This window comes from Cytobacillus sp. C11.1 (assembly GCF_058145115.1).
The window spans coordinates 2,867,814-2,889,635 of record NZ_CM176935.1; the positions used below are offsets into that span (position 1 = coordinate 2,867,814).

Genomic DNA, 21,822 nt, shown 5'->3' on the forward strand with positions numbered 1-21,822 from the left:
TGTTACATAGGGGAAGGGTGAGTTGAATGTCTATTGAAAGTGTGAAGGCCTATTTTAAGAAATGGGACCGGGAAAAAGATGTTATGGAGTTCGAATCTTTAAGTGCAACAGTGGAACAGGCTGCTGAAACAATCGGTGTCATACCAGCACAAATTGCCAAAACCTTATCCTTCAGAGGGAATGAAGATCATGCCATCCTTGTTGTTGCAGCAGGAGACGCTAAAATAGATAATAAAAAATTCCGCAATTCATTCGGCTTTAAGGCGCGCATGCTCTCTGCAGATGAGGTGCTGGACCAGACCGGCCACGCGGTTGGAGGAGTATGCCCATTTGGCTTGGCAAATGACCTTGATGTTTACCTTGATATATCGATGAAAAGGTTCGATACCCTTTTCCCGGCTTGCGGAAGCAGCAACTCTGCAATCGAACTAACACCCGCTGAAATTGAGGAATTTTCATATGCAATAGGATGGGTGGATGTGTGCAAGGCATGGGAAGATGAAGTCATTATTGAGCGTTCCACGGAGACGATTACGAAATAATAAAAAGGTCCGTGATTATCTTTATAAAAGGGCTTTTTTCTGTTTTCTAAGAGATTGTTGTTTTTGAATGTATAAGAGCTAAAACGAGGTTGGTTGATTGGAGCGGAAGGTGCGAGACTCCAGCGGGAGGAGTGGGACAGGTGAGACCCCACAGGCGCTGCGCGCCGAGGAGGCTCACCGCCCACCCCGCGGAAAGCGAGCAGCCTGGAGCAGAAATCAACCTCCCCTCACTATTTGTTAAAAACAACAAAGTTTCGAAAACAGCCTTATAAAATAATTTTTGATGACAGGTACCTAACCAGTTCAAGCAATTGGTTCAGGTACCTGTCCCTTTTTATTTATAAATTGGTGAATCAGTTGGTTAAGTTCTTTTGCAGCCTTTGTCGGGATACGGTGGTCAACATTCTCGATAAGATGCAATTCGCTTTGAGGCAATTTCTCATGCAATTGCCGGGCATAGGAATGAAAGGGCTTATCCTTTTTTCCGTAAACCAATAAAATGGGAAGAGTGATCCTGGTTAGCTGATTTACACAATTGTATTTTAAACTAAAGCGATAATATTGCTCGATGTTTCGGTAATCGCCTTTTGTTGCTTCTGAAAACATTTGCTTAAAAAGCTTTAAATTATTTGAATTACTCCAAGAAATAGACCATGCCAAGATGCTGATAGCACTCTTGCTTGAAAGCTTGATCCCCAATGAAATCTTCTTCCTCAAGTAATCGTCATTTACATCGGCCATTGCCCCGATTATGACTCCTCCCAGTGCTCTTTCAGCAAATCTGAGCATGAATTCCAATACAATAGAACCGCCCGTAGAATATCCGCACAAGAACGCTTTGTTTATATTTAGGTGATTCAATATACGAATGATATCTTTTACAATCAGAGGATAGGTTATAGGCTCAGGGGAGTATGGACTTTTTCCGTGTCCGCGTATATCAAAAGTAATAACCTGAAAATACTTCGATAATTCTTCTATTTGATATTTGAAGTTCACTGAAGTCAATACAGGCGGGTGGATAAAAACAATCGGAGTACCGCTGCCTAATATATTATAATGCAGTCTTGTCCCGTCAACGTTCAGCATTGGCATGGATATGACACCTCATTTACTTATGCATGTCAACTTCTAAAATAAATTCTTTAATTAATATGTCTGTTCAGGACAGGTTTATACGGTAAACCATTACACTTTTATCACAACAGGTTTCCTGCTGAAAATTTTTTTTGTTAAAATAAAGAAAGTATTAAATAGTGAAAAAATAAGAAGACTGTATTATCATTGGTTATTATTAATAATCACATAGAATAATAGGTTGGGGGATCATCATCATGAAGAAAATGGTTATCGATTACATTGATCGTTTGCAAGCTGAATTTTACAACATTAGTAAATATATCGGTGAAAATCCCGAACTTGGGCATGAAGAGTTCAAGGCATGTAAAGTATTGACGGAAGAGCTGGAAAAGTACGGGTTTACTGTGGAAGTCGGTACATGCGGTTTGCCTACAGCATTTACAGCAACTTTTGACAGCGGAAAAGAGGGACCAATTGTTGGCTATATGTCTGAATATGATGCGCTGCCAGAAGTCGGACATGCATGCGGCCATAATTTAATCGGCACGATGGGAATTGCTGCTGGTATTGGACTAAGCAAAGTGATTAGCGAAACTGGCGGAAAAGTCATTGTATTTGGCACGCCGGCTGAAGAGACAAAGGGCGGCAAAGTGACAATGGCTGAAGCAGGTGTATTCGATTCTCTTGATGCAGCTATTATGGTTCATCCTTTAGACAATTATGTGAAGAGCGGTTCGTCATTGGCAATGGACGCCATACAATTTGAGTTTTTTGGAAAATCAGCACACGCTGCTGCAAACCCTCATCTGGGCATTAATGCATTAGATGCTGTTCTCCAAACCTTCAGCAGTATTAATGCCTTGCGCCAGCATATCACTCCTGATGCAAGAATTCATGGAATCATTACAGAGGGCGGAAAAGCAGCCAATGTAGTTCCAGATTATGCCGTGGCACAATTTTACGTCCGTGCTGCAAAAAGGGAGTATGTAAATGAACTCGTAGAAAAGGTAAAAAAATGCGCAGAAGGTGCCGCGCTGCAAACCGGCGCTACGATGAAATGGTCATTCTATGAACTTTCCTATGACAATATGATCACCAATAATCCTTTATCGGAAGCTTTCAATAAAGAGCTGGTTTCATTAGGAGTAAATGCAGGTGAAATTATGGACCAAAAAGACGGCTCCGGATCCCTTGATATGGGAAATGTCAGCCAGGCAGCCCCATCCATTCATCCTTATATAAAAATTTGTAATGAGGCATATGCATGCCATACACATGAATTCCGTGAAGCGGCAATGAGTGAGCAGGGGAGGGAAGCTATGATCCTCGGAGCAAAAGCAATGGCGCTAACCGGGTATGAGGTTTTAACTAACAAGGAGCTTTTAAAACAAATAAAAACTGAATTTGAATCCAAGAAAGCTTTAGTATAGCAGAAGAAAAACCATGATACTTCCCTATCAGTACAGGGATGATCATGGTTTTTATTTTTGGTGTTGATTTCCGCATCAATCAGCAGAAGCCCTAAATAAACAGTAAGCACAAGAAAGCCTTATTCTAAGAAAGACTATTCCATTCAGAATAAAGTCCTGTTCCGTTACAGCCTGGGCAATCAAATTGGTTTGCGTGATAAGCGAACTCATTGCCTGGATATAGAGAAAAGCCTCTGCCATAACAGTCCGGGCACTTATTTTCTTCTTTCATGCGGTTGACATGATTTTGATATCTCATCTCACGCCATTCATTAAAGGCATTCAATAATCCCATCTTTTTCACCTCAGCCATTTTTTCCTTATTTTGAATAAAATGGGCAGATTTTATACATTCCGTTACAATATGTATATGAAAAAGAGGGGACAAGTGTGAAAAAGTGCTCGTCCAATTGTTTTAAATTACTGTATCTCTTTATATACGGTGAAAATTTCTTTTATGGCATCATTATATTTTATCTCAATATCAGTGTCATCAAAGAACCATTTGTCATTGAATTCTACATAAAAAGTGATTCCATCCCGTTCTTGCTGTTCACAGCAAATTGTGGGGTCTTCCAGTGAGAAAGCGAGGCTATAGCCTTTGTTTTTTTCTCCAAAGCCAGCATATTGCGGGTAAAGCCGGATAGAAAATGGTTTTGCTGACTGGAATTCATTTTCAAACCATTTAAATGCTTTGTCATCGATTGAGATCATAACAGGTGCACCATCCTTTCTTGTTTTTAGTGTAAGTGAAGGATAAAGCTGCTGTCGGTGCTTGATGTCACAAAGCTGCAAGCCAAGGCGTTATTTTTTCTGGATTTTGTCCGGCCACTTTTTGCTGAGTGCTTCTACAAAAATGCTAACATTCTTTTTCTCTTGCATGATCGGGGAAAGAACATATGAAAGAGTTCGTTTGAATTCCTGGTTTTTAATTTTGATGATTGAAAGGTTTTTTTGGTTAACATCTCTTTCTACTACACTGCCTGAAAGGATGCTGATACCCATTCCGTTTATAAGTGTTTCTTTAATCCCCTGGTTGCTGCTGATGGTAAGAAGGGATTTCACTTTTAACCCGTTTGAACGGATAAAATGATTAAAGTATTCGCGTGTGCCAGAGCCAGTTTCCCTCATAATCCATGCCTCGTTTTGGAGATCTGTAATGGCTACTTCCTTTTTATGGACTAAAGGATGCTTATTTGAAGAAACAATAAATAATTCATCTTGCATAAAAGGGATAACTGCAAGCTCTTTTTCATTCGTCTGGCCTTCAATTAACCCAATATCAACGTGATGGGACCGAGTTGACTGGATAATTTCCTCCGTGTTTCCGATCGTCACTTGGAGTTGGAGCTCAGGGTAATTTTTTTGTAAATCAAGCAGCAAGGGAGGCAAAATATATTCTCCTATTGTAAAACTGGCGCCAATTTTCAGTTCGCCTTTAATGGTGTTTTGCTGCTCTAAAATATCCTGCCGCGTCTGCTCATAAATGGTAATCATCTGCTTGGCCCGGTCATATAATATTTCACCGCTTGGGGTAATTTTAAGAAATTTAGGTGAACGGTGGAACAGCTTGGTCTGGAACTCTTTCTCAAGGTTTTTAATGTGCAGGCTGACGCTCGGCTGTGACATAAGAAGGAGCTCAGCAGTTTTTGTAAAGTTTTTTACTTCCGCCAAGGTTACGAAGGTTTTTAAGGCATCATAATACAAAAAATCACCGCTTTGTCATTAGTTTTATTAATAATTGTGATAATTAATATTTATTTTACTAATGTTAAATCATTCGGTAAAGTAATAGATATATATTTTTTAGGTTTAAAGCCGACTTTTTTTATAGGAAAAGAGGAAATTTAAAGAAAAACAATAAAAATCAGCCATATTAGCTGGTTTGTGAGGTGGATTACGTTGCAACTTCAGGTAATGAACAGTCCGTTTAATCAGGAGCAGACAGAGCTCCTTAATCGCTTGCTGCCGACTTTGACAGAAACTCAATCTTTATGGCTGAGCGGCTATCTTGCAGCAGTGCAGTCATCATCATTACAGGCCGCACCGGCAGTAGAGGAATTGCCTTCCGTGGCTTCCGGTTCGACAATCTCTAAAGAAGTGACGATTTTATTTGGATCGCAAACAGGGAATGCGCAAAGCCTTGCAAAAAAGGCTGGTAAAACACTGGAAGGTCATGGCTTTCAAGTAACCGTATCCTCCATGAGTGATTTTAAGCCAAATAACTTAAAAAAAGTAAAGAACCTTTTAATTGTAGCTAGTACTCATGGGGAGGGAGATCCTCCAGATAATGCATTAACTTTTCATGAGTTTGTCCATGGCAGACGAGCGCCAAAGCTAGAGGACTTGAGTTTCTCTGTATTGGCACTTGGGGATAGCTCCTATGAGTTCTTTTGCCAGACTGGGAAAGATTTTGATAAGCGACTGGAGGAGCTTGGCGGGACAAGGATTGCTCCCCGCGTAGATTGTGATCTTGATTTTGATGAACCAGCTGCGGAGTGGGTGGAAGCTGTACTTGCCGGATTAAGTGAAGGGCAAAGCAGCTTAAATTCATCAGGAACTGCACCTGCTGCCCAAGCTCCGGCCGCCGAATCTGTATATTCCAGGTCTAATCCGTTCAGGGCGGAAGTGCTGGAAAGTATTAATCTTAATGGACGCGGATCTAATAAAGAAACACGCCACCTTGAATTGTCGCTTGAAGGCTCCGGGTTAGCTTATCAGCCTGGGGACAGCTTAGGTGTTTTGCCGGAAAATGACCCGGAATTGGTAGATTTGCTCTTAGAAGAAATGAATTGGGATCCTGAGGAAGCGGTGAAGGTAAAGGATGAAGTTGTTACCTTGAAAGAAGCGCTGCACTCTCATTTTGAGATTACAGTTCTGACAAAGCCGCTTGTGGAAAAGGCAGCAAAGCTTTCTGGTAATGAAGATTTACAGCAGCTTGTTTCACAGAGTGATCAATTAAAAGCCTATCTTGATGGCAGGGATTTATTGGATTTACTACGTGATTACAAACCGTGGAATGGATCGGCGCAGGATTTTATCTCTATTTTACGAAAAATGCCTGCACGCCTTTATTCCATTTCAAGCAGCCTTGAGGCAAACCCGGAAGAAGTGCATTTGACAATTGGGGCAGTACGTTATGACGCTCACGGACGCGAAAGAAAAGGTGTGTGCTCGATTTTATGTGCCGAGCGACTGCAGCCAGGGGATACTTTGCCTGTATTTATTCAGCACAATAAGAATTTTAAACTGCCGGGAAATCCTGAGACTCCACTTATCATGGTTGGACCTGGTACTGGAGTTGCACCGTTCCGCTCGTTTATGCAGGAGCGTGAAGAAACAGGTGCAGCAGGAAAATCATGGATGTTCTTTGGTGATCAGCATTATGTAACAGATTTCCTTTATCAGACGGAATGGCAAAAGTGGCTTAAGGATGGGGTACTTTCGAAGATGGATGTTGCTTTTTCCCGCGATGGCGATGAAAAAGTTTATGTGCAGCATCGTATGCAGGAGAACAGCAAGGAATTGTTCCAATGGCTAGAAGAAGGGGCAGCTGTCTATATCTGCGGAGATGAGAAACACATGGCGCATGATGTCCATAATACTCTTATTGACATAATTGAAAAAGAAGGCGGTATGAACCGTGATCAGGCTGCAGCTTATCTTGCTGAAATGCAGCAGAATAAACGCTATCAGCGCGACGTATATTGATTTGGAATGAAAGGAGTTTTTCAGCATGGTGAACCCTAAATTAAAAGCGCCGGATGGCCCTCCGAGTGACGTTGAGGGCATTAAGGATCGAAGCAATTATTTGCGCGGAACATTGGCAGAAGTGATGCAGGACCGGATTAGTGCGGGAATTCCGGACGACGATAACCGCTTAATGAAGCACCACGGCAGTTACCTGCAGGATGACCGTGATTTAAGAAATGAACGCCAAAAGCAAAAGCTGGAACCGGCTTATCAGTTCATGCTGCGTCTGCGTTTGCCAGGCGGAGTAGCAACACCGGACCAATGGCTTGTGGTGGATGAATTGGCTGATAAATATGGCAATGGAACTTTAAAGCTGACAACGCGTCAAACCTTCCAAATGCATGGAATTTTAAAATGGAATATGAAAAAGACAATTCAGGAAATCCATGCTACAATGCTGGATACTATTGCTGCGTGTGGGGATGTCAACCGAAACGTTATGTGTATCTCAAATCCTGATATTTCGGAAATACATTCGGAAGTCTATGAATTAGCGAAAATGCTAAGTGATGATTTGCTGCCTCGGACGAGGGCCTATCATGAAATCTGGCTGGACGAAGAAAAAGTTGCCGGTTCGCCTGAGGTGGAAGAAGTTGAGCCGATGTACGGTGCGCTCTATTTGCCGCGTAAGTTCAAGATTGGAATTGCGGTACCGCCTTCCAATGATATTGATGTATTTTCACAGGATCTGGGATTCATTTCTATCGTGGAAAATGGCAGGTTAGCAGGTTTTAATGTTGCGATCGGAGGCGGCATGGGCTTCTCTCATGGCGATAAAGAAACATATCCGCAGCTTTCTAAAGTTATCGGTTTTGTTACGCCGGATAAGATTTATGATGTCGCGGAAAAGGTTATTACCATTCAGCGGGATTATGGAAACCGCTCTGTCCGGAAAAATGCTCGCTTTAAGTATACGGTTGATCGACTTGGTTTGGAGACAGTTAAAGAAGAGTTAGAGAATCGCTTGGGATGGAGCTTGGATGAAGCGCGTCCGTTTCAGTTTGATTCCAATGGAGACCGCTATGGCTGGGTGAAGGGTGTCCGTGGAAAATGGCATTTTACAATGTTCATTGAAGGCGGCCGTGTTGCCGACTTTGATGGATATAAGCTCAAAACGGCTTTACGAGAAATAGCGCGGGTTCATAAGGGTGACTTCCGATTAACTGCGAATCAGAATTTAATCATCGGTAATGTTGCTACAGGAGATAAGAAGAAAATCGAGGCGCTCATTGAACAGTATGGCCTGACAGACGGCAGCCGTTATAGTGCGCTGCGCCGCGGATCTATGGCATGTGTTGCGTTGCCGACTTGCGGACTGGCAATGGCGGAAGCCGAACGCTATCTTCCAGTTTTGATTGATAAAATTGAAGAAATCGTAGAAGAAGCAGGCTTGCGGAATGAAGAAATCACCATACGGATGACCGGCTGTCCTAACGGCTGTGCACGCCACGCACTGGGCGAAATCGGCTTCATCGGAAAAGCTGTCGGTAAATACAATATGTATCTGGGTGCAGCCTTTGACGGCAGCCGGTTGAGTAAAATGTACAGGGAAAACATCGGGGAAGAAGACATATTGAACGAGCTGCGCGTTATTTTGCCGCAATATGCTCGGGAACGCCTTGACGGCGAGCACTTTGGCGACTTCGTGGTTCGTGCTGGGATTATTGAAGCTACAACTGATGGGACTAACTTTCATAATTGAGATTGAGAGAAGACGGGGATCTGGGGGTCCCTGTCTTTTTTTATTGAAATTTTGACGGGGATTAAGATTAAGATTATAGGATCAATTTTTTTGTGCAGAGAAAAAATTTTATATGCAGAGAAATGTTAGCTATACGCAGACAAAATTTTTTATACGCAGAGAAATTATTTTATATGCAGCACCTACACTCTAGTTTTTCCAAATAAAAATACCTCCCAATAAAGGGAGGCACTAAGATTAATAGCTATAATGCTGTTCCGGCAGGTTGTCATAGACAGCAGGGTCAGCGTTTTGAATAGTTCCGTCAGCAATTGCATTGGCGGTGACATCCATTGCGTTAAAGGCCTGCTTAATCAGGTAGCCGTTCGATTTTTGGCCAAGTACGTATGGTTCATAGGAGTGGTCAGCCATGCCGCGCATTTCGAATAGCATGACAGCTATGTCGTATTGGAGTGCCATGGCATTGGAAGCTACTGCAGGGTTTGTTGTCGGTTCATCAAATTTTAGAATAAATGACCAGCCTGCGGCGTCAACGCCCTCATAGAGTGTGGCTGCGAGTTTTTTAGAATTAAGAACAACTTCTGGATCCACATTCGGGCTTTGAGGAGTAAGAATGGCTCCAGAGGTTAACTTCCCATAATAGTCTTCCTGCGTGCCCTGGTGATGTAGGTCAATCATATAATCTATATTGTATTTTTGCAGCACATTCTTATGAAGAGCTAGAGTTTCAGGAGCAGCTAAATTAATGTGGTCTCTATTTAAGTCAAGGCGATCTGCGTTATACCGTGTTAGATGGCGTCCGCTCGCCATGTAGTTATCAAGCTGAAAGTTTACATCTCCCATAGCTCCGTCTGCATTTAGCATAGGCATAATCAGGATATTAACATTTTGCAGCATGTCCTGGACTTTTTGGCTGTTAGAGCCAAGGTGGCGGATGTAATTTAAAGCCCCTTCAGTTGTCATAGCCTCATTCCCGTGCTGCTGGGTCAGGTAAAGGATTGTTGGGTTTTCAGGATTTGTTATGTATTTAGCAAGAAATAGGTCACGTCCTTTCACGGACTGCCCAATAACCTCAAGCTCCATATGCCCCTGCGTAGCATCTTCTTTTTTCAGGAAAGCGGCCATTTCGTCATAAGTGGTTAGCATGGCAGTTTGAACAGTTTCATTTCCATTTACATCTGGACCTCCACCGGCAGCAAAGGCTGGTGCTGTAATTCCGGAGATTGCTAATGCAGCAGTCAGTGATAAGGTAAGCATCTTTTTCTTCATCTAATTTCCTCCTTTTGGTTATTAGTAGAGTTAAATTATAAAACTGAATAAACAGGCAATTCTAGCAATTAGGGTGGTCTGGAAGGAAAAATGATTATATTTTACCAGTAAATAGGTAATTGGAGGTGGTGTGAATTTAGATAAAATAGCATTTGCTAATCCGGCAACCTATAAAGAAAAAGAGGTTTTCCGATAAAAATGTCGAAACATTTAGATAGTTATAAAGCTACTATCGAAAAGGGGGATGAATCATGCGGAATGAAGAGATGCTGCTTATTCCTGGACCGACACCGGTTGTGGATTCGATTTATGATGCGATGGCACAGGAAACGAGGGGACATACCGATCCCAGGTTTGCGGCTATTTATAAAAGTGCGATTGAGAAGACAAGAGAGATGCTGAAGACGGATGGCGAGGTTTTTGTCATTTCCGGGTCCGGGACGATTGCGATGGAGATGGCTCTTGTCAATACGGTTGCAGCAGGGGAAAAGCTTTTAATCATCAGCCAGGGATTTTTCGGAGATCGATTTATTCATCTAGCAAAAGCATTCGGGATTGAGGCAGACGTAATTCAATCCCAATGGGGCAAGCAGGTGGACCCAGTCTTAGTGGAGGAGAAGCTTGCAAGTAAATCTTACAAAGCAGTGACAATTACGCATGCGGATACATCTACAGGAGTTGCGGCCGATTTGGATGTGCTTGTTCCTGTCATTAAGAAGCATGGTGCCCTTGTAATTTTGGATGGTGTCTGTGCGACTGCCGCGATGGAAGAGGATATGAGCAAGACTTATGGAGACGGAAAAATCGATGTTGTATTAACAGGTTCTCAGAAAGCAATCGGTGTTCCGCCAGGTTTAGCCATCGTTGCATTTAATCAAACCGCACTGGCTGCACGGGAACAAATCGATAGAGTTGCGGCCTATTATTGTGATATTTACAACTGGATTCCGATTATGCATGACCCACAAAAGTATTTTGCTACTCCTCCTGTCAACCTTATTTATGGTTATGAAGAAGGAATGAGATTGGTTTTGGAGGAAGGAATGGTGAATCGCTACAAGCGGCATGAGGCATACGGAAAAGCGGTTCGTGCAGCTCTTGCCGTGTATGGCATGAAGGCGATTGCTGATGAAAATGCAGCAGCAGCAACTCTTAGCTGCATCCTTTATCCTGAAGGAATGAACGATGCAAAATTCCGGGCGGCCTTAGCTAAAAAAGGTGTGATCGTTGCCGGAGCACTGGCGCATCTGGCAGGAAAGGCATTCCGCATCGGCCATATGGGCAACACAACAGAAGCAATGCTTGAAAAAGCAATCGTGCGGATCGGTGAAACGGTAACAGAACTTGGGTATGATGCTGACATCGAAAAAGCAGTACAGCAGTTTAGAGAACTTGCTTTGCCGGTAGCTTAAAAATGGGAGGAATAAATGTTTGAACACACTAGGGTCCATGCGGAAGTTAAAGAGCTGGGTAAGATGAAACTGATTGGATTTCGGGTGCTTTGCCCGGGGGATCAATATTTAAAGGAAATTCCAAAAGCTATCACATTATTAAATGAACGAAGCGGTGAGATTAAGCACGTATTGAATCCTCACCAGCTAGTAGGTGCCTTTTTTGTAGAGGAAAGCTCACAGGTTGAAGACGGCTATTGGATTTGTGTTGAGGTGAAGGAAATAGACCAAGTCCCAACCGGGATGACATCATTGGAAATCCCTCCACAAAAATATGCTGTTCTAAGACATAACGGATCAAACCATAATTTAGGGAATTCATACAATAAATTGCACGGATGGATAGAAGAAAAAGGGTACAGCAGGCTTAAAGGCACATGGCATTTGGAGATTCATCATAAATGGAATAACCTGGATGATCTTGACATAGAGCTGCTGGACACAATTAAATAGAATGATTTTAGGCTGCTGCAGGCCGTCTTATACATCAAAAAGCTGCTTTCATTACAAAGCAGCTTTTTCAAGTCACCTATATTATACCATTATTATCCATTAAATATCAGTCTTTTTCTATTTCTCTATATTGGTAACCTTATAGGGAAGGGTAGGAGGCGGAATAATGATTGATTATCGAATAAGACCTGCTGAAGGTTTTGATGAAAAAATGGGGGAGTTTGTATCGATGCTGGAACATGCCAGGGCAGTGACCTTACAGGATATTGCATGTTTGACTAAGTCTGAACTGGATTATCTTCCTGAAGAAACCAGCAACTCGATCGGTTCACTTTTAATGCATATGGCTTTCATTGAATATGTCCATCAAGTCATCACGTTTGAAAAAAGAGATCTGAACGAGGCGGAGCTCCAGAAATGGGATGCAGCTATGGAACTTGGCGAGAAAGTAAGAGCAAGGATTAAGAATGAACCTCTTGAATACTACATAAATGAACTGGCAAGCATCAGAAAGAAAACTTTAATACTGCTTAAAACAAAGCAAGACAGCTGGCTATTTGAAGAAGGAAATTGGCCAAATGGAGTTCCTTTCAACAACTATTGGTTTTGGTATCACGTTATGGAGGATGAGATCAGCCACCGCGGGCAGATCAGGGTGATTAAACGGCAGCTGGCTATGAAGAAAAAAGGGTGAGCAGTACAGTACAGTTAAGGGGGGTCCCTTTAATGAACATTCAATTAAAACCTGTTACAAGAGACAACTGGGAAGAAGCGATCAATTTAAAGGTGAAGGAATCGCAGCGTCATTTCGTTCCTTCTGCAGCGGTATCGCTGGCAAAGGTGTATATCAAACCAGATGGGGACAAAGTCGAGTATATTCCATTTTCTATCTATGATCATGATCAAATGGTTGGTTTTATTATGCACGCTTACGAAGCGGGTACAGTTAATATGTATTGGATAAACGGATTTTTTATAGATGAAAAATTCCAGCTGAACGGTTTTGGCCGGGCAGCGTTAACCGAGATGATCACCTGGATAATAAATCAATTTCCAATATGCGAGGAAATCCGGTTAACTGTCCATAAAGATAATCATCATGCACGGGATCTTTATAAAAGCTTTGGTTTTCTCCCAACTGGAGAGGTTTGGGGAGAAGAAGAAGTGTTCAATTTTACGGTAAAAGGGGTTATTAGATGAATACTGAATCACTTAGGGTGAACAAACAAAGCTGGGAGGAGGCTGCGGAACGGTTTTATGGGTGTAATCCTTTGCCAGAATACGGCCCGCTTGCGCCAACTGAAAATGAGCTGAAATTGTTTGGAGATGTTCGTCACTTAAAAATGTTGGAGATAGGCTGTGGAAGCGGCCATTCGCTGAAATATTTGGATCAGCGAGGTGCCGGGGAGCTTTGGGGACTGGATTTGTCAACAACCCAAATTTCCGCCGCCAAGGCACTCTTAGAAAAACACGGCTTCACCTGTAAAGTTATTTGAATCGACGATGGAAAAAAATCCGGGAATACCTGCTGATTATTTCGATATTGTCTATTCCATATATGCCTTGGGGTGGACGACTGATCTGGAGAAGACGATCACGCTAATCAACCAACCTTATTTACCAATGTTTTATTTACAAAATCTAATTGAAAAGCAGGAAAGTAAACGAAAACAGCCTTTTTGAAAAACACCCTCTATCCCAGAGGGTGTCCATCATTTTAGTTATAAATCCGATTTAGGGTTGGTATTGAATTTACCGTTTTTATTTTCTTTTTCATGACCGCGGACCTGGTCGCCGCCGTTGCCTTTTTCTCGTACCTTTTTTCCTCCGAGCTTTACGTTTGGATATTCTTGTTCTGACATGGTCTTCACCTCCATGTTATTTAAATTATCCATATTGGAAGAAAATATATAAGTTTTGGGGGATTTGCATGGAAATTACTCTTATTAGACATGGCCGATCGGCCCATATAGATGATACACAAATGACCATCTCAGATTTTAAGATATGGGTTGAAAAGTATAATAGTAACGGGATTAATTCAAATGAAGCTTGTCCTCCAGAAGCAATTGAAATGGTAAAATCAGCACCTTTGCTGATTACTAGTGATCTAAACAGGTCCATCGAGTCGGCCAGGCTTTTGAATCCCGGTGCAAAAATAAAAGAATATCCGCTTTTTAGAGAAACAGAATTGCCCGCGCCTGCAGGGGGACTAATGGCCATGAAACTAAAACCGAATAGTTGGGCCGTTTTGTTAAGGATCGCATGGTTTTGCGGTTATTCGTTCCGCTGTGAATCTTACCGGGATGCCAAGGTAAGGGCAAAGCATGCCGCATTAAAATTAATCGCCTGTGCAAGCAAATACAATTCAGCGATACTGGTGGGACACGGCTTTTTCAACCTTTTAATCGCGAAGGAGCTTCAAAAGATGGGCTTGAAAGGAAAAAGAAAAACCGGTTCAACACATTGGAATGTGACGACCTATAAAAATTAATAGGCGGGATGCAATATGGATACAAAGCTTTTATCAGAGAGGTTCAAAACCTTCGCAGGACAAGAGTGCCAAGGTTCCAGTGATTTATATGAATGTTTGTCATTAAAAATTGCGGAGGATGAGGAGTTATTAGCCATGGCATCCGAAGCTGGGAAGATCAGCCTGTGCCAAATCTCCTTTTTGGAGCGGTACATTATCTGCTATTGAAGGGTACGGATCATAACCTTAAAGAATTTTACCCTAGTATCGTGGAGAATCCGCAGAAAGCAGAAGAGTCTTTTGATTATTTTAAGGATTTTTGTTGGCTTCACTCAGAACAAATAAAGGAGCTTTTGAAAACAAAGCTTGTCCAGACCAATGAGGTTAGACGATGTTCATATCTCTTTCCGGTATTTAATTATATCTTTGCCCAAACAAAAAAGCCTTTGGCATTGATTGAAATTGGAACAAGTGCAGGGCTCCAGCTTTTATGGGATAAATATAGCTATTCTTATGGAACAAGCACAGTTTTTGGTGATAAAGAGTCAAAAGTTCATTTATGCACTGAAATAAAAGGAGATCGTGTTCCTATATTGCCTGATGCTATTCCGCCAGTTGCGTCCAGAGTTGGTGTGGACCTTCATACGAATGACTTAAATAATCCAGAAGATTACCTGTGGCTGAAATCTCTCATTTGGCCGGAACACAGGGAAAGAAGAGAATTATTTGAGAAAGCAGCTACATGTGTAAAACAAAATCCAATCACCTTAATAGAAGGAGATGGAGTCCACTTGCTGCCTAACTTGATTGGTAATATACCGAATGAACATGCGATCTGCGTCTTCCATACTCATGTTGCAAATCAAATGCCCTTAGGAGTTAAAGAAAATCTGCTCCGGCTAATAAGAACCATTGGCCAAAGGAGAGACGTTTTCCATATTTATAACAACATACACGATCGGGACCTGCATCTTGATTATTATCTAGAATCAAACGAACATAAAAAGTTAGTGGGCCAAACAGAAGGACATGGGAAATGGTTTACATGGGAGCTATAATTAAAAGGAATTAGGTAAATATAGCACTTCATGGTAAATTTCGAACCCCTAAAATTTTGAAACTTGACAGCATTTGTTATACTTATCTAGGTAAGAGTATATGTTTAAACCTATTAACAGATATATCTTGCAAATATTAAGTGATAGGTGGAAATAAAAATGAGTCAAAAATCATATAGAGTTTTGCTGTATTATATGTATGTTCCGATTGAGGATCCAGAGGAGTTCGCGAAGGAGCATAAAGCGTTTTGCAATGAGCTTGGACTTAAGGGGCGTATTCTTGTTGCAAATGAAGGGATTAACGGGACTGTTTCAGGACCAGTTGAACAGACCGATCATTATATGGAAGTGATGAAAGAGGATCCGCGTTTTGCGGAGATGGTCTTCAAGATTGATGAAGCGGATGGGCATGCTTTTTCTAAAATGAAAGTGCGTGCGCGTAAAGAGCTAGTGACATTACGTTTGGAAGATGATATTAATCCAAACCAGATGACTGGCGAATACCTTGAGCCAGCAGAATTTTATAAAAGGCTGCAGGACGAAGATACTGTCGTGCTGGATGCACGAAATGATTATGAGTATGATCTTGGTCACTTCAGAGGGGCAATCAGACCTGATATAAAAAATTTCCGTGACCTGCCTGAATGGGTTCGTGAAAATAAAGAAATACTTGGTGATAAAAAGATTATCACGTATTGCACAGGCGGAATCCGCTGTGAAAAATTCTCCGGATGGCTTGTAAAAGAAGGCTTTAAGGATGTCGCCCAGCTTCATGGCGGAATTGTCACATACGGAAAAGATCCCGAAGTTCAAGGCGACCTGTGGGACGGCCAGCTTTATGTATTCGATGATAGAATCGGCGTACCGGTCAATCAGAAGGAGCATACAGTCGTTGGAAAAGATTACTTCACAGGCGAGCCATGCGAACGCTATGTGAACTGTGCTAACCCATCATGCAATAAAAAGATTCTTTGCTCAGAAGAAAATGAGCATAAATATTTGCGCAGCTGTTCAGATGAATGCCGTACACACCCAAGAAACCGTTATATTGCGGAGCATGGATTAACTGAAACAGAAGTAAAAGAACGATTGGAAAAAGTGAATGCCTAAGATAGTGAGCAGATTTTCTTTGGAAAATCTGCTCTTTTTATGTTGGAAAATCCAAGAAACCTGTTATAATAAATTCAATATTTTTGAAATTGTCTGGAAGGAGAAAACATGGAGAATTTTCTTTTGTTCCTGCTTATGTCGTTTCTGTTAGTGATCCTGCCGGGACCGGATACAGGGATTTTAATTCAAAATACAATATCCAGCGGCAAAAAAAGCGGGATTCAAACCATGTTTGGCTCTGTGGCAGGGCTGCTTATCCATACAATGGCTGTCGTTTTTGGCTTATCGGCGCTGATTGTAAAATCAGCCTACATTTTTTCGATAATAAAATATGCAGGCGCGATGTACCTCATCTACTTGGGAATTGTTTCGCTGAGATCTTTATCATCAAAACAGGAGAGTTCGGAAGGAGTTAAAAAGCACAGAAAAAACAAATCCCATTTCCTGCAGGGTTTTTTCACGTGTGTGTCCAATCCGAAGGTTGCCGTATTCTTTTTAACTTTCTTTCCTCAATTTATAAGCCCAGATGGAAACCACTTTGTCCAATTCATGACTATGGGATTAACTTATAGTATTATTACAATCGTTTGGTTCTTTTTTTATGTTTATTTGATCGACACTTTCAGAAATTGGCTGAAAAAGCCTGCAGTTCATAACGTACTTCAAGGTGTTTCCGGAGTTGTTTTGATGGGTTTTGGAATTAAATTAGCACTGGAGAAACAGCCGTAAGGACTGCTTAAAAGGGGTTAACCGGATGAGCAGTCTTTTTTGGTGTCTAATATAGATAGAAATTTTCCTCAAATTTGCAAGTTCTTTTTTTGCTCCGACCACTTTCTGACTGTCTCTGCAAGCGAATATTTTTGTTCCTCAAATTGCCTAATCCGATGGCCGTTTGCCCCAGATGGATGCGGGAATCCGAATAAGAATGTATGTCCTGTGAGCTTGTTGTCCCCCAACAGATGGCGGATGGTGCTTTCAACTGTTTTTCCAAGAGGGATGATGAGCGCATTTTCATTTAATTCTCCAATTTCTTCTGCAAAAATTTTTGTTGCATATTCAGCCAACAGGTTTGACTGAAAGATGCCAGGCTGATGGCCAGTATAATTTTGGCCTCGGTAGAAGACAGGGTATTTTATGATTGAAGTTGTATGCAATAATGATCTTTTTTCATGAAAGAGAGCGTTTGAGCTATTGATGTGGAGGGCTTGTGGAATGCCGCATTGATCAAGCATTGATATTAAGTTAGCCCGCATGGATCCGGCAAAGCCGGCTGCCCTCTTAGTATCCTTCAATATACCTTCCAATTCTTTTTCAGCTGCCAATCCCTTCACAAAATGTTCATAGGCAATCTTCATTTGGTTCCAGCCGGGCGTGATCCCCACAATAATAATTCTGGCAGCTTTATTGATATATTCGTTGTGGGGAGCGTAATACATTTCCAATTCCCCATCCTTTTTAATTAAAAATTTCTCTCTTAATAAGTCTTCTTTTGTTAACGGCATTGAATAATTTAAGGTTCGGATGATCGGTAAAAAAGCAGGCAGCAAATGATTTGGCATGTTAAACTCTTCTCCCAAGTTGATTTTTCCATATTATTACCAAATGATGAATAATAAAAGCCGCTCAAGGGACATTAACAAATAAAAAGGACTATGCATATGATAGGACTGCTTATTTCAATTGGCCTTTTAAATCTTGTGGCTTTTAAAACAAATAAACGCCTGACCAAAAATCAGGTTGTACATATATGGACATTTACGATTGCAGCTCAGCTGGTTTTTGACTGCATGATAGAATTCAAATACTGGGGGTACTGGTATTTTACAAAAGAACCGAATTGGGGCGGTCTGATAGCGCACATTTTCTTGGTGCCTCCAGTTAATATGATGTATTTGAACTGGTATCCCTTCAAATCAGACCTTATTAAACGGGTATCCTATATCATCTTCTGGGTAGTTGCGATTCTTCTTTATGAAGTAGTGACGTTGCTCCCTGAACCATGGGGTTATTTTCGATATGGATGGTGGGAGCTATGGCATGCAGCCCTCCTTGATCCGATTCTTTTAGTGATTATGCTGAAGTATTATAAGTGGATCTTCAGGCTGGAAAAAGAGGCATGTAAATGAAATTTGCTTTCTAGTAGAGAGAGGTCTCTCTTTTTTATTTGCTTGTCCATTTGCTGAATTTTACTCCTTCCTTATGGTACAATTTTTATATCTTTTCCCTGGAAGGAGATTGCTTGTGGATATTAAAATAACTCATAAAATGATAAAAGAAATGTGCGGCACAGTCTCCTTCAAAAGAGGGGACGCTTTTTTTCGGAATAAAAAAGTAAGTGTTAATGAATATAATCCTGATCGCTGTGAAGCAACGGTGGCTGGAGTGGAAGATTTTTATGTCACGGTTGAAAAGGATTCGGGAAACAGCTTTAAAACTTCATGCAGCTGTCCGAAGCTGGCATCGTTCGATAAAGAATGTCAGCATGCTGCTGCAGTGCTGCTGGCTATTAATGAACGGCAGCAGCAGGGAGCAGAGATTTTGGAAAAACAAAAGGGTGACGTGCAAGAAAATATACTTACTAACGAATTATTGACGCTTTTCAGCGGTTCTCCTGTCAGGTCGAGCGGACATCAGCTGCATTTTGAAAACAGACAAATGCTGGATTCCGAATATACATGCCAGCCGGTGTATTTGGGAAAGGGTCAATTTTTGTTCGCTATAAAGTTAAAAATCGGAAACACCCCCGTACTTGATATTCGTAACTTTCTCCAATCGGTACAAGAGGGAAAACCATGTTTGTTATCCCTAACTTTTACGTATGATTCGAATTTGCATTGTTTTTCAGCCCAGACGGATGCCGTTATTCAGCAGCTGATCCAGGTTGTACATGATGAATCGATTTATGTGAATGCTTTGCTGGACGAATTTGACTATACTGCGAGCAAGCACATGCTGCTGATACCGCCATCATCATGGGAGCGGCTAAAGCCATATATTGCACATGCGGAAAAAATAAAGCTTGAGATTGAAGGAAAGACCTTTGATAAGCTTCATTTTTCAGAGGAAGGATTGCCTTTACGGTTTGAATTAACTGAAGTCCATCGGAAATATTATTTGAAAATGAAGGGACATGACCGTTTGCTTGTCCTGAATTCTTACTGTTCCGTATTATACGGCGGCAAGTTTATCACGCTTAAAAAAGAGGATTGCCAACGGCTGTTCGATCTCACACAAATGTTTGAGGCGGCCGGACAGAATATGATTCCGATCGCTGCAGAGCAAATGGAACTTTTTTTAGAAAAAGTAGTCCCGGGCTTAAGGAAGTTAGGAGAAGTCCAAATTTCTGAGGAAATGGCTAACCAGTTTATGAAAACTCCGCTGGCTGCCAGGCTTTACCTGGACAGGGTGAAAAATCGCCTCCTTGCCGGCCTGGAATTTCACTATGAAAATATTGTGATTAATCCTCTGGAAAGAAGGGAACCACGAGGCGGAGCAAGGATTATTCGGGATGTTGAAAAGGAAGATGAGATTTTGCAGCTAATGGAGGATAGCTCATTTGCGAAAACGGACGGCGGCTATTTTTTGCAAAATGAAGAGCTTGAATATGAATTTCTTTATCATGTTGTCCCGAAACTGCAAAAGCTCTTGCAAATTTATGCTACTACAGCCGTCAGAAATCGAATTTTTAGAGAAAACACCAAGCCGCAAATCCGGATAAGAATGAAAAAAGAGCGGACCAACTGGTTGGAGTTCAAGTTTGAAATGACAGGAATCGCCGATCAGGAAATACGTGATATTCTATATGCTTTAGAAGAAAAACGGAAATATTACCGACTGCGAAACGGCTCGCTGCTTTCCTTGGAAGCAAGGGAATTTGAAGAAATCCAGCGGTTTTTGAGTGCTGTACCAGATCAGGCTGAAGACCTGGAAAGCGGATTGAATATGCCGTTTGTCGAGGGCCTTAGAATGCTGGATACGGTTGGAGATCAGGATACATTTAGGCAGGAGGAGTCTTTCCGTGCTTTTTTAGACACTCTTGAAAACCCGGATAGCCTGCAAATCGAAGTGCCGGAAAGCCTGGATACGGTTCTCAGGGATTACCAGAAGCATGGCTATCGATGGATGAAGACATTGGCTCATTATGGTTTTGGCGGTATTTTGGCGGATGATATGGGCTTAGGCAAAACCCTGCAAAGTATTGCGTTTATTCGCTCAGAGCTTCCTGCTATCCGTCAAACGAAACGTCCCGCTTTAATTGTGTGCCCTTCTTCTTTAACGTACAACTGGTTAAGCGAACTGATGAAATTTGCACCGGAGATTCAAGCGGTTGTAATAGATGGCAATCTTCGTGAACGGGCAGAGCTGCAGAAGGATTTTACTGGCATTGATGTTGTTATTACTTCTTATCCGCTGCTGCTTAAAGATATTAAATGGTACGAAGTCCAGGAATTCCATACTGTATTTTTTGACGAAGCACAGGCGTTTAAGAATCCGGTAACACAAACAGCGAGAGCAGTGAAGAAGATACAGGCTAACAATCGATTTGCGCTGACAGGAACCCCGGTTGAGAATTCGCTCGAGGAACTTTGGTCTATTTTTCATGTGGTGTTTCCTGAATTATTTCAGGGTTTAAAGGATTATAGTAATTTGAGCAGGAAAACAATTGCACGGAGGATTGGGCCATTCATGCTGAGGAGGCTGAAGGAGGATGTACTTACCGAGCTTCCTGAAAAAATGGAATCTATTGATTCTGCTGAACTGCTGCCAGAGCAGAAAAAACTGTATGCTGCCTACTTGTCAAAACTAAGGGAAGATACTTTAAAGCATCTTAATAAGGATACCATTCGGAAAAATCGCATCAAGATTCTTGCCGGGTTAACCCGTCTTCGGCAAATTTGCTGCCACCCTGCTTTGTTTGTTGAGGGTTATAAAGGCAGTTCGGCCAAGTTTGAGCAGCTCAAAAAAATTATAGAAGAATCCAAACGATCAGGCAGAAGGGTGCTTATTTTTTCACAGTTTACGAAAATGCTTGATTTAATTGGCAGAGAACTGGCCTTGGAAGGATTGCCGTTTTTCTATCTTGATGGGCAGACACCTTCCGAGGAACGAGTCGAGGTTTGCTCCCGCTTTAATGAAGGAGAGAGGGACTTTTTCCTCATTTCCTTAAAAGCTGGTGGAACTGGCCTTAACCTGACCGGCGCAGATACAGTCATATTATATGACTTGTGGTGGAATCCTGCTGTGGAGGAACAGGCAGCCGATCGGGCACACCGGATGGGCCAGACAAATACGGTACATGTTATTAAACTGCTGGCCCGCGGAACGATTGAAGAAAAAATGAATGAGCTGCAGGACAAAAAGAAAAACCTTATTGAAGAAATTATCGATTCGGATGACAGAGCAGCGAAGGGTCTGTCTGAAGAAGATATCCGTGAAATTTTAATGATTTAAAAGGAGGATAC

Annotated in this window: 21 protein-coding genes and 1 pseudogene; 15 read left to right on the plus strand and 7 right to left on the minus strand. The window is 41.7% G+C overall.

Features of this window, described 5'->3' with window-relative positions:
* Nucleotides 1-26: 26 nt before the first annotated feature.
* Nucleotides 27-542, plus strand: a complete 516-nt coding sequence (locus tag AC3ZVC_RS14290) for a YbaK/EbsC family protein (RefSeq protein WP_490063893.1) — start codon at nucleotides 27-29, stop codon at nucleotides 540-542.
* Nucleotides 543-845: 303 nt separating this feature from the next.
* Here AC3ZVC_RS14290 and AC3ZVC_RS14295 read toward each other — a convergent pair whose 3' ends face one another.
* Entirely contained in the window at nucleotides 846-1,637 is a 792-nt protein-coding gene (locus tag AC3ZVC_RS14295) for an alpha/beta fold hydrolase (RefSeq protein WP_490063894.1), read from the minus strand.
* Between the two features lie 239 nt (nucleotides 1,638-1,876).
* On the opposite strand from AC3ZVC_RS14295, the gene AC3ZVC_RS14300 reads away from it, so the two are divergent.
* A complete protein-coding gene (locus AC3ZVC_RS14300; RefSeq protein ID WP_490063895.1) occupies nucleotides 1,877-3,052 on the plus strand; it encodes a M20 family metallopeptidase in 1,176 nt (391 codons plus the stop codon).
* A 124-nt stretch (nucleotides 3,053-3,176) separates the two neighbouring features.
* On the opposite strand, the gene AC3ZVC_RS14305 is transcribed toward AC3ZVC_RS14300, so the two are convergent.
* The 3 genes from AC3ZVC_RS14305 to AC3ZVC_RS14315 form a co-directional block, all read right to left on the minus strand.
* Nucleotides 3,177-3,386 (minus strand): methionine aminopeptidase, encoded by a 210-nt coding sequence (locus AC3ZVC_RS14305; RefSeq protein WP_214729399.1) that lies wholly within the window; start codon nucleotides 3,384-3,386, stop codon nucleotides 3,177-3,179.
* Between the two features lie 125 nt (nucleotides 3,387-3,511).
* On the minus strand, nucleotides 3,512-3,805 hold the full coding sequence (locus AC3ZVC_RS14310) for a HesB/YadR/YfhF family protein (protein WP_490063896.1): 294 nt from the start codon (nucleotides 3,803-3,805) through the stop codon (nucleotides 3,512-3,514).
* Between the two features lie 90 nt (nucleotides 3,806-3,895).
* Nucleotides 3,896-4,798, minus strand: a complete 903-nt coding sequence (locus tag AC3ZVC_RS14315; protein ID WP_490063897.1) for a LysR family transcriptional regulator — start codon at nucleotides 4,796-4,798, stop codon at nucleotides 3,896-3,898.
* A gap of 195 nt (nucleotides 4,799-4,993) precedes the next feature.
* Here AC3ZVC_RS14315 and AC3ZVC_RS14320 point away from each other — a divergent pair, with 195 nt between their 5' ends.
* Together AC3ZVC_RS14320 and cysI are read left to right on the plus strand one after the other, a co-directional pair.
* Entirely contained in the window at nucleotides 4,994-6,802 is a 1,809-nt protein-coding gene (locus AC3ZVC_RS14320; protein WP_490063898.1) for an assimilatory sulfite reductase (NADPH) flavoprotein subunit, read from the plus strand.
* Nucleotides 6,803-6,827: 25 nt separating this feature from the next.
* On the plus strand, nucleotides 6,828-8,546 hold the full coding sequence (gene cysI, locus AC3ZVC_RS14325) for an assimilatory sulfite reductase (NADPH) hemoprotein subunit (RefSeq protein ID WP_490063899.1): 1,719 nt from the start codon (nucleotides 6,828-6,830) through the stop codon (nucleotides 8,544-8,546).
* A 237-nt stretch (nucleotides 8,547-8,783) separates the two neighbouring features.
* Here cysI and AC3ZVC_RS14330 read toward each other — a convergent pair whose 3' ends face one another.
* Nucleotides 8,784-9,815, minus strand: a complete 1,032-nt coding sequence (locus tag AC3ZVC_RS14330; RefSeq protein WP_490063900.1) for a M14 family zinc carboxypeptidase — start codon at nucleotides 9,813-9,815, stop codon at nucleotides 8,784-8,786.
* Nucleotides 9,816-10,066: 251 nt separating this feature from the next.
* Here AC3ZVC_RS14330 and AC3ZVC_RS14335 point away from each other — a divergent pair, with 251 nt between their 5' ends.
* The 5 genes from AC3ZVC_RS14335 (at nucleotide 10,067) to AC3ZVC_RS14355 (ending at nucleotide 13,215) form a co-directional block, all read left to right on the plus strand.
* Nucleotides 10,067-11,227: a pyridoxal-phosphate-dependent aminotransferase family protein gene (locus AC3ZVC_RS14335; protein ID WP_490063901.1), complete on the plus strand. Its 1,161-nt coding sequence runs from the start codon at nucleotides 10,067-10,069 to the stop codon at nucleotides 11,225-11,227.
* A gap of 15 nt (nucleotides 11,228-11,242) precedes the next feature.
* Nucleotides 11,243-11,719, plus strand: coding sequence for a GyrI-like domain-containing protein (locus AC3ZVC_RS14340; RefSeq protein WP_490063902.1), 477 nt, complete (start codon nucleotides 11,243-11,245; stop codon nucleotides 11,717-11,719).
* A 166-nt stretch (nucleotides 11,720-11,885) separates the two neighbouring features.
* Nucleotides 11,886-12,413, plus strand: a complete 528-nt coding sequence (locus tag AC3ZVC_RS14345) for a DinB family protein (RefSeq protein ID WP_490063903.1) — start codon at nucleotides 11,886-11,888, stop codon at nucleotides 12,411-12,413.
* Nucleotides 12,414-12,445: 32 nt separating this feature from the next.
* Nucleotides 12,446-12,919, plus strand: coding sequence for a GNAT family N-acetyltransferase (locus AC3ZVC_RS14350; protein ID WP_490063904.1), 474 nt, complete (start codon nucleotides 12,446-12,448; stop codon nucleotides 12,917-12,919).
* Nucleotides 12,916-13,215 (plus strand): class I SAM-dependent methyltransferase, encoded by a 300-nt coding sequence (locus AC3ZVC_RS14355; RefSeq protein WP_490063905.1) that lies wholly within the window; start codon nucleotides 12,916-12,918, stop codon nucleotides 13,213-13,215. Before AC3ZVC_RS14350 ends, AC3ZVC_RS14355 begins: the two co-directional genes overlap by 4 nt.
* A 225-nt stretch (nucleotides 13,216-13,440) precedes the next feature.
* On the opposite strand, the gene AC3ZVC_RS14360 is transcribed toward AC3ZVC_RS14355, so the two are convergent.
* Nucleotides 13,441-13,581, minus strand: coding sequence for a hypothetical protein (locus AC3ZVC_RS14360; protein ID WP_394140201.1), 141 nt, complete (start codon nucleotides 13,579-13,581; stop codon nucleotides 13,441-13,443).
* A gap of 68 nt (nucleotides 13,582-13,649) precedes the next feature.
* Between AC3ZVC_RS14360 and AC3ZVC_RS14365 the strand changes: the two genes are divergently transcribed.
* From AC3ZVC_RS14365 to AC3ZVC_RS14380, 4 genes and pseudogenes are all read left to right on the plus strand, one after another.
* Nucleotides 13,650-14,213, plus strand: coding sequence for a phosphoglycerate mutase family protein (locus tag AC3ZVC_RS14365; protein WP_490063906.1), 564 nt, complete (start codon nucleotides 13,650-13,652; stop codon nucleotides 14,211-14,213).
* A gap of 15 nt (nucleotides 14,214-14,228) precedes the next feature.
* Nucleotides 14,229-15,250: pseudogene (locus tag AC3ZVC_RS14370) on the plus strand (DUF2332 domain-containing protein).
* A gap of 159 nt (nucleotides 15,251-15,409) precedes the next feature.
* Entirely contained in the window at nucleotides 15,410-16,360 is a 951-nt protein-coding gene (gene trhO / locus AC3ZVC_RS14375) for an oxygen-dependent tRNA uridine(34) hydroxylase TrhO (protein WP_490063907.1), read from the plus strand.
* A gap of 108 nt (nucleotides 16,361-16,468) precedes the next feature.
* Complete coding sequence (locus AC3ZVC_RS14380; protein ID WP_490063908.1) at nucleotides 16,469-17,089, plus strand: LysE family translocator; 621 nt, start codon at nucleotides 16,469-16,471, stop codon at nucleotides 17,087-17,089.
* Between the two features lie 68 nt (nucleotides 17,090-17,157).
* Here the strand turns inward: AC3ZVC_RS14380 and AC3ZVC_RS14385 are convergent, their stop codons facing one another.
* Nucleotides 17,158-17,919 (minus strand): hypothetical protein, encoded by a 762-nt coding sequence (locus tag AC3ZVC_RS14385; RefSeq protein ID WP_490063909.1) that lies wholly within the window; start codon nucleotides 17,917-17,919, stop codon nucleotides 17,158-17,160.
* A gap of 99 nt (nucleotides 17,920-18,018) precedes the next feature.
* Here AC3ZVC_RS14385 and AC3ZVC_RS14390 point away from each other — a divergent pair, with 99 nt between their 5' ends.
* Nucleotides 18,019-18,486 (plus strand): hypothetical protein, encoded by a 468-nt coding sequence (locus AC3ZVC_RS14390; protein ID WP_490063910.1) that lies wholly within the window; start codon nucleotides 18,019-18,021, stop codon nucleotides 18,484-18,486.
* A 115-nt stretch (nucleotides 18,487-18,601) separates the two neighbouring features.
* Nucleotides 18,602-21,811 (plus strand): DEAD/DEAH box helicase, encoded by a 3,210-nt coding sequence (locus tag AC3ZVC_RS14395; protein ID WP_490063911.1) that lies wholly within the window; start codon nucleotides 18,602-18,604, stop codon nucleotides 21,809-21,811.
* Nucleotides 21,812-21,822 lie beyond the last annotated feature (11 nt).